The organism is Microbacterium sp. NPDC091662, from assembly GCF_044756705.1.
Lineage (GTDB): Bacteria > Actinomycetota > Actinomycetes > Actinomycetales > Microbacteriaceae > Microbacterium.
Genome location: NZ_JBIVTM010000002.1, coordinates 361,720 through 374,061 on the forward strand (window position 1 = coordinate 361,720; position 12,342 = coordinate 374,061).

At 67.1% G+C, this 12,342-nt stretch carries 9 protein-coding genes; 6 read left to right on the forward strand and 3 right to left on the reverse strand.

What is annotated here, in order from left to right; all coding sequences use genetic code 11:
• Positions 1-42: 42 nt before the first annotated feature.
• Together ACIQLD_RS14985 and ACIQLD_RS14990 are read left to right on the forward strand one after the other, a co-directional pair.
• Positions 43-2,736, forward strand: coding sequence for a right-handed parallel beta-helix repeat-containing protein (locus tag ACIQLD_RS14985; protein WP_402609172.1), 2,694 nt, complete (start codon positions 43-45; stop codon positions 2,734-2,736).
• A gap of 10 nt (positions 2,737-2,746) precedes the next feature.
• Positions 2,747-4,057: a lipopolysaccharide biosynthesis protein gene (locus ACIQLD_RS14990; RefSeq protein ID WP_402609174.1), complete on the forward strand. Its 1,311-nt coding sequence runs from the start codon at positions 2,747-2,749 to the stop codon at positions 4,055-4,057.
• 45 nt (positions 4,058-4,102) lie between these two features.
• Here ACIQLD_RS14990 and ACIQLD_RS14995 read toward each other — a convergent pair whose 3' ends face one another.
• The 3 genes from ACIQLD_RS14995 to ACIQLD_RS15005 are packed head-to-tail and all read right to left on the reverse strand — an operon-like array spanning position 4,103 to position 7,963.
• Positions 4,103-5,239, reverse strand: coding sequence for a glycosyltransferase (locus ACIQLD_RS14995; RefSeq protein ID WP_402609176.1), 1,137 nt, complete (start codon positions 5,237-5,239; stop codon positions 4,103-4,105).
• A complete protein-coding gene (locus ACIQLD_RS15000; protein WP_402609177.1) occupies positions 5,236-6,432 on the reverse strand; it encodes a glycosyltransferase in 1,197 nt (398 codons plus the stop codon). The genes ACIQLD_RS14995 and ACIQLD_RS15000 overlap by 4 nt, the downstream gene beginning before the upstream one ends.
• 4 nt (positions 6,433-6,436) lie before the next feature.
• Positions 6,437-7,963 (reverse strand): sugar transferase, encoded by a 1,527-nt coding sequence (locus tag ACIQLD_RS15005; protein WP_402609179.1) that lies wholly within the window; start codon positions 7,961-7,963, stop codon positions 6,437-6,439.
• Between the two features lie 351 nt (positions 7,964-8,314).
• Here ACIQLD_RS15005 and ACIQLD_RS15010 point away from each other — a divergent pair, with 351 nt between their 5' ends.
• The 4 genes from ACIQLD_RS15010 (at position 8,315) to ACIQLD_RS15025 (ending at position 12,278) form a co-directional block, all read left to right on the forward strand.
• On the forward strand, positions 8,315-9,472 hold the full coding sequence (locus ACIQLD_RS15010; protein ID WP_402610280.1) for a low temperature requirement protein A: 1,158 nt from the start codon (positions 8,315-8,317) through the stop codon (positions 9,470-9,472).
• A 79-nt stretch (positions 9,473-9,551) separates the two neighbouring features.
• Positions 9,552-10,511: an intradiol ring-cleavage dioxygenase gene (locus tag ACIQLD_RS15015; RefSeq protein ID WP_402609181.1), complete on the forward strand. Its 960-nt coding sequence runs from the start codon at positions 9,552-9,554 to the stop codon at positions 10,509-10,511.
• Positions 10,512-10,715: 204 nt separating this feature from the next.
• Positions 10,716-11,000, forward strand: coding sequence for a hypothetical protein (locus tag ACIQLD_RS15020; protein ID WP_402609183.1), 285 nt, complete (start codon positions 10,716-10,718; stop codon positions 10,998-11,000).
• A 159-nt stretch (positions 11,001-11,159) separates the two neighbouring features.
• Positions 11,160-12,278, forward strand: coding sequence for a fatty acid desaturase family protein (locus ACIQLD_RS15025; protein ID WP_402610282.1), 1,119 nt, complete (start codon positions 11,160-11,162; stop codon positions 12,276-12,278).
• Positions 12,279-12,342: the final 64 nt, after the last annotated feature.

The window sequence follows — 12,342 nt, forward strand, 5'->3', positions numbered from 1 at the left end:
ATGCTGGGTGATCATGAATCTGCCCCAGAAGACGGTGACATCGTGTCCACTCCGTTCCTCGATCTCGCATCACGCGAGTCCGCGAATCCGCCTCGGCGACGCCCTCGAAAGGCGCTTGCTGGCGCACTGACCGCGGTCCTCGCGGTCACCGCCGCACTGACGGCGGTTCCCGCGTCGGCGCTGGCCGACGATGCTGTGCTCCTCTCGCAGCCCACTGCGTCGACGGACACTCCGGTGATCGACGACGACATGGAGCGCACGGTCGAATCGGGCTGGGGTTCCTCGCCCGAGGGGGCGTGGCGTGTGGTGGAGGGAACGGCGAGCGTGACGGGCGCGCAGGCGTTGCTCGCCAGCCGTAAGCCCGGAATCACCGCCAGGGCGACGGTCGACGGCGTGGCTGCGGCCGACGTGGACGGCCGCTTCTCGCTGACGGTACCCGAGCTTCCGATCGGAGGACCGCTCTACCTGTCGCAGGCGGTCCGCGTATCCGGGGCCGACTCGTATGGCGTGCGCGTGCGTGTGCACCCCGACGGTTCGGCATATGTGTCGATCGTCCGACTCGCCGATCTCATGCGCGTGCAGAACCTCAGCGAGCGCAGACTCCCGCTCACGGTGGCGAGTGGCACGACGCTGACGGTTGCTCTCCGCGTCACCGGGACTGACCCCGTGGAGCTGGGCGCCAAGGCTTGGGAATCGAGCTCGGCGGAGCCGAGCGACTGGCAGGTCACGTACTCCGACGACTCTGACGCCCGGATCCAGGCGGCCGGTGGCTACGCTTTCGCCCTCTATACGTCTTCGGGAGCCCGGACCGCTGTTCCGGTGGGTATCGACGACGTCTCCGTCACCACCCCTCTCACGGTTCCGGAGCCCTCCACCGAGCCGACGCCCGCACCGGAGCCGACGCCCGCACCGGAGCCCACGCCTGCGCCGGAGCCGTCACCGTCACCGTCGCCCGAGCCGTCGCCCGAGCCGACGGCCTCGCCGACCCCGACTCCGACCCCGACTCCGCCTCCGGCGCCCGAGCCCGAGCCGGTTCCGCCGGGCACGCCGGAGGGTGTGCGCGGTGACCCCGGCGCCAAGTCTCCGGGTACGCTCGCGTACGATGCCCCGGCGACAGCCGTCTACGTCGCTCCCGCAGGCTTCGACGGAGCCTCGGGAACCAAGAACGCGCCCGTCAAGACGGTCGCTGCCGCGCTGCGCGTCGTTCCCAACGGGGGAACGATCGTCCTCCGCGGTGGTTCGTACCATGAGGAGATCGTGGTGCCGGCGCAGAAGCGGGTCACCATCCAACCAGCTCCGAACGAGTCGGTCTGGCTCGACGGGGCGAAGCCGGTCACCGGGTGGAAGGCCTCTGGAAGCACCTGGGTGGTCGACGGTTGGAACACGGCTCTCGACGCGAGCCCGACCTATACGAAGGGGGCGCCCGACAACACCCAGGCGGACTGGCGCTTCGTCGACCCCGCCCATCCGATGGCTGCGCACCCCGATCAGGTCTGGGTCGCCGGGGTCCAGCTGCGTGAAGTGGCCTCGGCAGCGCAGGTCACGGACGGCACCTTCTTCGTGGACGATGCGGCCAAGCGTCTGGTGATCGGTACGAACCCGACAGGCAAGTCCGTCGAGGCGAGTGTGCTCACGCAGGCGCTGTCGATCCGCTCGGCGGGCACCGAGGTTCGTGGAATCGGGGTGCGCCGCTACGCCACCAGCGTTCCGCAGATGGGCACGGTGATCGCCGCTGCACCGAACGTCACACTCACTGATGTGACGATCCGCGACAACTCGACCACGGGCTTCTACTCGTGGGCTCCGGGTACGACGCTGACTCGAGTGTCGTTGATCGGGAACGGCCTGCTCGGTGGAGGGGCTTCGCAGGCGGATGGGCTCACGGTGACCCAGATGCTCTCGGTGGGCAACAACATGGAGCACTTCAACGATTCGCCGGTGTCCGGCGCCTTCAAGGTCACGCGAACCCGTGGGGTGACGGTCACCGACAGCGCGTTCACGGGCAACGACGGACGAGGCCCGTGGTTCGACGAGTCCGTGCTCGACATCGCCTTCACCGGCAATGACGTGATCGGCAACTCCGGGCACGGTGTCATCGTCGAGCTGTCGGAGCGGGCCGTGGTGGCGGACAATGTCATCGCCCGAAACGGCGAGTTCGGTCTGTTCGTGCTCAACTCCGGCAGCGTGAAGATCTGGAACAACACCTTCGTCGGCAACGGGAACCGGAACATCAGCATCGGGATGGACTCCCGGCGCGCCTCCGACCCGAACACCCCCGGCCACGACCCGCGGACGAGGTACGCGCCGCAGGCCTCCTGGATCGTGCGCAACATCGTGATGTCGAACAACGTCATGGCCGAGAGCGCCGGCAACTGCCTGGTCTGTGTGCAGGACTACTCCCTGCAGTACACGGGCTCCCAGATGGTGTCGAGCGTGAACGGAAACCTCTACCAGCGCACGTCGCCGGGCACTCCCCGGTGGTTCTCCGCATGGTCGAAGGGGGCGGTCTCGAGAGACCCCGCTGTGACGGACACACTTGCCGCGTTCACGGCCGCCACGGGGCAGGACCGGCGCTCGCAGTTCGTCGAGGGCGTTCCTGTGGTCGATGGCGCCTACGCGCTGCTTCCCGCGTTCGCGGCCGCGCAGGGCTCTGTGGCGGTTCCGGTGCCGGCCGATATCGCATCAGTATCACGACTCCCCGGCAGCAGCACGACGCTGGGGGCACTGCCCCGGTGACGATGTAGGTATGGGCTCTCTTCTCGCCGTCGGCGCGCGCGCGCTGACGATGGTCATCGCGCTGGTCTGCGGCGTTCTCACGACCCGGATGATCATCGGCGGTGCCGGCGTCGACAGCTTCGCTCTGTACACGCTGCTGACGACCATCCCCTCGCTTCTGACGTTCACCGACCTCGGCAGCGGGGCGGTTCTGGTCAATGCGGTCGCGACGAGTGAGGACGTGCGCACGGACGAGAAGCTGCGATATCAGCTCACATCGGTCGGACGGGTTCTGTTGATGTTCGCGGCGACGGCGATGGCGATCAACACCGTCCTCGTCCTCACCGGCGCCTGGGAGTTGGTGTTCGGCGAGGCAGGCGGGCGCCCCGGCGCTTCACTGGCCGCCTTCTACTGCGTCACCATCTTCTGCCTCGGCATCCCTCTCGGGGTCTGGGCGCGGATCATGCTGGGCCAGCGCCGCAATCACATCGTGATCCTCCTCCAGGGCCTGATCTCGCCCCTGACCATGACCGGTGTCTGGCTGATGCTGACGTTCGGCGGTGAGAACCTTCACTCCTTCGTCGCCATCGCCTCCTTCGCGGCCTCCTTCATCGTCTCGTTGCTCGGCATCCTCATCACGGCGCGCACGACATCCCCCCTGATTCCCGCAGCTGCGCGGATGGTCCTGCGCCCTCGGCGGTATCCGGGAGTGCGGGTGATGGACGTGGGGTGGCCGATGCTGGCGCAGATGGTGACCTATCCCATCGCCGTGGGCTCGCAGCGGTATGTGATCGCCCAACTCGGCGGTCCCACCGATGTCGCCGAGTACGGGGTGGCGGGACAGGTCTTCTTCGCCCTCAACGGACTGGTGATGGCGGGTGGCCTCGCACTCTGGCCACACTTCGCGAAGAGTCGCCACGACGGCGACCTCCGGCGCGGACCGTTCCTGCTTTCGATCCTGTTCGCCGCGGCCATCGGGCTCGCGACCGTGATGGTGTGGCTGGTCGGTCCGTGGCTGTTCGGGTTCATCACACAGGGTGAGCTCACCGTGCGACCGAGCACGATCTTCGCGTTCGGCCTGATGATCATGATGACCGCCGCGGTGTACCCGCTGGGCATGTTCATCATGGACAAGCCGGGCATCCGCTTCCAGGTGATCCCGACGCTGAGCATGGCCGCTGTCGGCATCACGCTCTCGTTCGTGCTGACCCCGGTGCTGGGGATCGCCGGACCGCTGATCGGCGTCGCCTTCGCGCTCGTCGTCTGTCAGCTGATCCCGTTCTCGATCTACATCGTCCGCAACAAGAAGCGGCTGACGGTCGGAGATCTCGAACCGGTATAGCCCGGGCCGGGCGGATAGACGCCGGGGTGGTGTCGGCGGCGGACGTCAGCCCAGGACGTGCGCCGTGACGCTCGAGCGATAGACGGCGGGAGCGTGCCGGCGCAGGGCCTCGGCGCGGCTGTCGGCGACGGTCGAGACCATCTCATCCCAGCGGGTGTCGATATCGGTCAGAGCCGTCGCGATGGAGTCGGGGTCGCCGGCGGTGACGAGCTGCGCGGTGCCGTAGCCGCCTGCCGCTTCTCGAAGACCGCTGCTGTCGCTGGCGATCACGGGGCGCAGTGCGAGGATCCCCTCGACGGCGGTGTTCCCGAAGGGCTCGTCGATGCGCGAGGGGACGAGCAGCACATCGGTCTGCTCCAGGAACGGCCAGATGTCGGTGTGGAACCCGGCGAAGTCGACCGATACCCCGGCGTCGGCGGCCTGTGCGCGCAGCTCGTGTTCGAACCACTCGTAGCCCTCGAAGACGGCGCCGAGAAGGGTCACGTCCACAGCGCGCCCGGCCGCGTGCAGTCGCGAGGCCGCCTCGATCACGAGGTCGGGCCCCTTACGAGGGGAGAGGCGTCCGATGTAGAGCACGCGGAGCGGGCCGTCAGTGCGTGGGCGTGGCGACACCGGGTGCGGGGGAGAGGCGACGCCGTTGTAGACCACGTGGGAACGCCGGGCGAGGGCCGGCAGCGCGGCGCGGATCGTGTCCAGGCTGAAACGGCTGTTCACCAGCGTGCGGTGGGAGGCCAGGTGAGGGGAGTAGAGGATGCCGTTGACGAGCCTGTTGCCCGATGCCTCGGCCTCATGGACGTGGCTCACCGTGCGGATGCCCTTCAGCCGAGCGATCACCGGCCATTCGGGGATGATGATCGTCGAAACGTAGACGACGTCGGGGCGGACACGTCCGAGCAGCCGCCACGCGGCGCCGAGGCCACGGAACGTGTCGCGGAAGAGCCGGGGAAGACCTCGTGGCGTCAGCAGGACCTTGCGCAGCACGAGCATGGGGACGATGACCACCTCGGCGCCGGCGTTGCGCAGCTCGTTCACGAGGAGACCGGAGCTCGGAAGGGCCACGACGACGCGCGCCCCGGACTCGACCAGACCGATCGCGCTTTCCAGGAGCATGCGGTCGGAACCGAACAGCTCGGCGCCGGGGTGCACGAGAAGGATGGTGCGCCGCTTCCCGTCGCCACTCACGAGGCGTCCGATCCGGCGGGGGCCGGGACCCAGTCCGTCTGTCGGCGGCGTGCACGTCGCGCAGAGGGATGGATCGTCGCGCGTTCGGAGATCCGATGCGCAAGCGCTTCGTACTCGTCGGCGACGTCGTCCCAACGGAAGCGGGTGCGCGCGATCTCCTGCACGGCCTGCGCGCGTGCCGCGGTGGATGCGGGCTCGGCCTCAGCCGCCATGACGTGCTCGGCGACGTCGCCCGCATGGGAGAAGAACCATCCGTTGCCGTCGAGGACTTCGCGGTTGAAGGGCACGTCGAAACCGATGACGGCGGTGCCCGCACCCATGGCGCGAAGGAGCGAGGGGTTGGTGCCTCCGACGGAGTGGCCGTGCACGTACGTGAGCGCATTCGCATAGAGCGCGTCGAGCAGTTCCTGGTCGTACACTCCGCCGACGAGCCGGATCCGGTCGTCGCCATCGGCCACCCGCTGGATCTCCTGGGTATACCCCGCGCTGTACGGAGCGGAGCCGACCACCACGAGCGGAAGTTCCGCGTCGCTGTGGCGATAGCCTTCGACGATCTCGAGCACATGGTTCTCGGGTTCGAACCGGGCCACGACGAGGTGATAGCCGTTCGAGGTCAGACCCATCTCGGCCACGCTGCGCTCGGGAAGCTGGTCGAGGATGGGAGCGCCGTAGCGGATGAGTTCGGTGGGTACATCGAACTGGTGCCGGTAGTAGTCGGCGATCCCCGGTGCATCAGCGATCAGAGCGTCGGCGGTGCGCACCCCGAACTGTTCTGCCCAGCGGTAGTAGGCCTTGCCGCGCGGCCCCCACTTGGAGCGTCGCCATTCGAGCCCGTCCATGTGCAGCGCGACCGGTGCGCGGCGCAACCGGAGCAGCGGTAGGAACGGCGAATTGGCGGCGTTGAACACGAAGGTCGCATCGGGGCGCCGCCGGAACATGAGGTGCAGTGCTGACAGTCCTGTGTGGCTCAGCGTCTCGATCTGCTTCACGGGAACCGCAGGAAGGTGCACGACCCGCATGCCGAGGTACTCCTTCTCGCGCCGCTCGGACCCACGGGTGTACACGACGACGTCATGCCCGCGTTCCGCGAGCCGGCGTCCGACCTCTTCGATGGCGGTTTCGAAGCCGCCGTATGCCGCGGGCACTCCTCGGGTCCCCACCATCGCGATGGTGAGGCGGTTCGAATTGCTCATCCGATCAGTATGCCCCGCTGGGCTGCACCATGACCTTGGCGGTACGCCACATGATCTGCAGGTCGTTCATCACGGACCAGTTCTCGACGTACCGCAGGTCGAGGCGGACGCTCTCGTCCCAGGAGAGGTCGCTTCGTCCGGAGACCTGCCACAGACCGGTGATCCCGGGCTTGATGTAGAGGCGCCGGAAGACGGTGCCGTCGTAGGCGGTGACTTCGCTGGGCAGCGGCGGGCGCGGTCCGACGACGCTCATGTCGCCGATGAGGACGTTCCAGAACTGCGGCAGCTCATCCAGGGAGAGCTTGCGCAGAACCTTGCCGACACGGGTGACGCGCGGGTCGTCCTTCATCTTGAAGAGGAGTCCGGAGCCCTGGTTCTGCTCCTTGAGGGCGGCGAGCTGCTGCTCGGCATCCGTCTTCATCGAGCGGAACTTGACCATCTTGAAGCGGCGACCGTCACGGCCGACGCGCTCCTGGAAGAAGAAGACCGGGCCGGGTGAGTCCAGCTTGATGAGCAGCGCGAGCACAGGGGCGAGCAGACCGATCGGGATCAGCGCCAGCGTGGCCACAGCGACGTCCAGCGCACGCTTCAACAGGTGCTGACCGCCTTCGTAGGTCGGGATCTGCACCTGGATCAGCGGCAGGCCCTCGACCGGGGCGAAGGAGATGCGCGGACCCGCGACATCGGTGAGGCGGCTGGAGAGCACGAGCTCGGCGGCCGTCCCTTCGAGCTGCCAACTCAGCTGCTTCACGAACTCGGGCTCGCCCTCGGGGCGGCTCGCCACGATGATCGTGTCGGCACCGACTTCGGCCGCGACCGACGACACGGAGTTCACGTTCCCCAGAACCGGGAACCGCGTGTCGTCGATCACGATGTCGCGCGCGTTGCCGTCGAGCAGCGTCGCACCGACTACCTGGTACCCGGATGCGCCGATCGGGTGCAGCGTCCGGACCACATACTCCACGTCGTCCCTGTTGCCGACGACGAGGGTACGGGAGGCGAACCTCCCCTGGGAGCGCTGCTTCTGCAGCCAGTGGCGCCACAGCCACCTGGTCACCAGAAGAGTCAGCACACCGACGGGCAGCCCCAGCAGCAGCGTCAGTTGCATCGACTTCCATGCGAGCAGGACCGCCACGATGGCGATGATCCCGAAGGCGAGTCCGGTGGCGTGCACGACGCCCCGGTACTCGGTGGCACTCGCGCGGAACAACGCGGCGTCCCGCGTGTGCATCGCGCTGAGCATGAGATACCACAGCGCGGCGAGCGGAATGCCGTCGCGCAGGACCTCAAGCCCGGAGACGCCGGTCGCCAGCTGGACCGCTGCCGTCAGACCGAGCGCGAACAGGATGACAGCTGCATCCGTCGTCCGCAGACGCATCCGATAGCGACGCTCCCACTGACGGCGTCTTTCCAGCGTCGCCGAAGCGCGCGGTGTGACCACCGTGCGCGTCACCGACTTGGTGGCTCGCGGAGCCGCGACCGGCACGAAGCCCGTACGAGCGATGCTCAGAGCATCCTCGACGGAAGTCATGCCGAGGCCTCATGAGCCGTGAATGTACGCAAAAAACCCCAGTGCGACATGTGTTTCCCCAGTTTCCCCAGACCATGAACCCCACGTTCACGGCATTCGCCTGCTTCCCGACCCCTCGGGTCCTGCTGAAACTCCCCGTGATTCCCACATCACGGAGTGCGTTCTCACCGTCCCACACGGTGAGCGCTGACAGCAGGCACTGCAGACCTGATCCACTGTAGCGGAACATCGTCGCCACGGGAAGGTAAATCTGTTGAATTGACGAACGAAGGTGGCGGGAAGGCATCGGCCGGGAGCTATCCTGTCGCGGTGACCGCGAACACCGACACTCAACGCTTCCGGCTTCGAACGATGCTGCCGCGCGACCCTTCTCAGCCGCATCGCACTGCGAGCCCGCTCGAGCTCTTCTTCGACCTCGTCTTCGTCGTGGCGGTGAGCATCGCCTCCGCACAGCTGCACCATGCCCTCAGTGAAGGGGACTTCCTGCACGGGGTCACCTCCTACGCCATGCTGTTCTTCGCGATCTGGTGGGCCTGGATGAACTTCACGTGGTTCGCCACGTCGTTCGACACGGATGACTGGCTCTATCGCGTCACGACATTCGTGCAGATGGGCGGAGTCCTCGTCTTCGCCGCCGGCATCCCCGCGGCGTTCAACGAGAGCGACTTCACGGTTCCCGTCCTCGGCTATGTCGTGATGCGCGTGGCCATGGTCGCGCAATGGCTGCGGGCCTCACGATCGGCCGGCCCCCTGCGCTCCGCGACGCGCCGGTACGCGTTCGGCATCGCCGCGGTCCAGGTGCTGTGGATCCTGTTCCTCCTGATCCCGGCCGGCACGCTGCAGTTCGTCGCCTTCGTGGCCTTCGCCCTGATCGAGATCAGCGTTCCGGTGTTCGCCGAGTACCGCAGACAGACACCGTGGCATCCGCACCACATCACCGAGCGCTACGGCCTGTTCACCTTGATCGTGCTCGGTGAGAGCCTTCTCGCCTCCGCGAACGCCATCATCGATGCACTTCACGAGGTCGAGAGTCTCGGACCGCTGATCGCGATCGCCGTGCTCGCCCTCGTGGTCACGGCGTCGCTGTGGTGGATCTACTTCTGGCCGCCGCACCACCGTGCTATCACGAGCTTCGGTCGCTCGCTGCGCTACGGCTACACGCACTATCTCGTCTTCGCGGCCGCCGCGGCCTTCTCGGCCGGCATCGAGGTCGAGATCGACGTGCTGACGGGGAAGAGCCACCTCTCCAACGTCGCGGCGTCGTTCACGGTGACGATCCCGATCGCGATCTTCCTCGCGGGTATCTGGTGGATCGCGATCCGCGAGAATGCCGACCGCCTGGTGAACACGGTCGTCCCTCTCGGAGCGCTGCTCGTGCTGCTCGATCCGGTGCTGCCGATACCGGTCACCCTCACCGCGCTGGTCCTCGTCGTCATCGTGGTGGTGCTGGTGCTTCATCCGCCGGTGTCGTCCACGCGCCTGGACTCCACGCGCATAGACAAGGCATAGCACCGGCAGAGAGTTCTGATCGGAAGCTCCGCGACGCTGGGTGGCACGCAACAGGCACCCATCGACGAGGAGACACATCATGAGCATTCCGGAACCCACCCAGACCCCCGACGGCCCCGCCTACGAGGGGCGTCTGCTCGACCGCGCCGATGAGGAGGTCGTCGATCAGGGGGCGGCCTTCGACATCCGTACGCTGTTGAGCCGACGCGGGGTGCTCGGACTCGCGGGGGTCGGGCTCGGCGCTGTCGTCCTCGCGGCGTGCGCATCCACGGCATCGGACGGATCGACGAGCACGGCGACGCCGACCACGGCTGCCGACGCAGCTCGCGACGACGTCGCGAGCGTCGGCGAGATCCCCGATGAGACGGCAGGCCCGTACCCGGGAGACGGCTCGAACGGGCCCGACGTGCTGGAGGATGCGGGGATCGTCCGTCGGGACATCCGCTCGTCGATCGACGGCGGGGCGACGGCTGTCGGCGTTCCGCTCACGTTCGAGTTGCAGGTGCTCGACCTCGCGAACGGGGGAGCGCCCTTCGCGGGAGTCGCCGTGTATGCGTGGCACTGCACGGCACAGGGCGAGTACTCGATGTACTCCTCCGGGCTGGAGGACGTCACCTATCTGCGTGGTGTGCAGGTGGCGGATGCCGACGGCAGGGTGTCGTTCACCTCGGTGTTCCCGGGGTGCTATTCGGGGCGCTGGCCGCATATCCATTTCGAGGTGTACCCGGACGTCGGGTCGATCACCGACTCGACCGCGGCCATCGCCACGTCGCAGCTCGCGCTTCCGGAGGCGTCGTGCACGGCCGTCTACGCCGAGGCGGCCTACGACGGATCCGCGGGTAATCTCTCTCGGATCACGTTGGCGAGCGACAACGTCTTCGGTGACGACTCCGGCGCGCTGCAGGTGGCCACAGTCACCGGGGGCGTGCGAGACGGGTATACCGCCACCCTCACGGTCGGTGTCGACACCGCGACGGCTCCGGCGGTGAGCGGAGGTCAGGGAGGGCCCGGCGGTGGGGGACAGCCGCCGTCGAACTGAGTCGCGATGGGTCGCGATGAGGGCCCGTGGGATCGGTCTGCTATAGTTGTCATGCAGCGTGTGTGCATCGCCCCTCTCGGCCGCCACGTCGCCACTGATCAGGGCCATTACGGACCGCGCACATCGATGCGTGCGGAATCCGCCCTCGGTCTGACATCTTGCGGAGCGCCCACGCGTGCCCGCCACACAGCAATGAGCATCACCATGAGCACCACCACCTTTCCCCCGTCCGATCCGTTGACCTGGAAGCAGGCCGACACCGATGTGCACGTCGCGACGCGCGACGGCGAATTCGCCGGGTTCGTCGAGTTCGACGGCAGCGCGCACCTCGTGCGCGACAACCACGGCACCGAGCTCGGCGTCTTCGACTCGCTCGACGACGCCTTCCGTGCGCTCGAGGACGCGAACAGGCCTGACCGGGGCGGATCCGTCTTCCCGACGATCCTGCCTCGGGCCTGGCGTCGCCGGACCCGCCGCGCCCGCGCCTGAGCCCCGCGCCGAACCCGCGCGAGCGTGCTCGCGCCTGGGGGCTCGGCGAGAGGTTCCGATGTATTCCCTGACGCGCATAAGGCGAGGGCTACTGTGAGGTAAGCGTTGGGCAGCTGCCTTGGGCTTTCACAGCTCAAGGGCTCCGATCGTCAGGAGAAGATCATCTCCATCACACAGATCGAACCGACCGCGGCAACGCTGGGTCCGATTCGTCAGACGTATTCCGGCAACGCGGACTTCCCGCCTATGGCCAAGGCATACAAGCAGGTGTCGCAGGTGGTCAAGGAGACGGGTCTGCTTCAGCGGACCCAGTGGTTCTACGTCTTCGTGGCCGCCGGTATCGCGGTCGCACTCGGCGGCCTCATCACCGGCTTCATCCTGCTCGGCGACAGCTGGTTCCAGCTGCTCATCGCCGCGGGCCTCGGCATCGTCCTCACGCAGATCGCGTTCCTCGGGCATGAGGCGGCGCATCGTCAGATCCTGACCACGGGGCCGGCGAACTTCAAGCTTGCCCGCATCGTGATCGCCAGCATCGGCATGAGCTACTCCTGGTGGGATTCGAAGCACACCAAGCACCACGGCAACCCGAACCAGGTCGGCAAGGACCCCGACATCGAGGTCGACACGATCTCTTTCCTCGAAGAAGACGCCGCGAAGGCGAAGGGGCTGATCAAGCTCATCACCCGCAAACAGGGCTGGCTCTTCTTCCCGCTGCTCACGCTCGAGGGGCTGAACCTCCACTTCCTCGGCTTGAAGTACCTCACGACGACGAAGAACGTCAAGGGACGTTGGACCGAGCTCGGTATCATCGCGCTGCGGTTCGCCCTCATCCTCGTGCCCGTGTTCATGATGCTTCCGCTCGGAATGGCCTTCGCCTTCATGGGTGTGCAGTTCGCGGTGTTCGGCGTCTACATGGGTGCCGCGTTCGCACCGAACCACAAGGGCATGCCGATCATCGAACCCGGCGCGCGTCTCGACTTCTTCACCAAGCAGGTACGCACCTCCCGCAACATCAGCGGCGGATGGTGGACGACCTGGCTCATGGGCGGGCTCAACTACCAGGTGGAGCACCACCTCTTCCCGAGCATGCCGCGCCCGCACCTGGCGAAGGCCCGCGAGATCGTGCGCGACTACTGTGCGGCGAACGACGTGCCGTACACGGAGACCAGCCTCGGCCGTTCGTACATGATCGTGATCGAGTATCTGAACCGCGTCGGACTCTCGGCAGGCGCCGACCCGTTCGACTGCCCAGCGGTGGCGCAGTTCGGTCGGGCGTAGTCCACAGAGATCACCGGGCCCTGATCAGCCCGGGAACGACAGAGGCGCGAGCAGGAATTCCTGC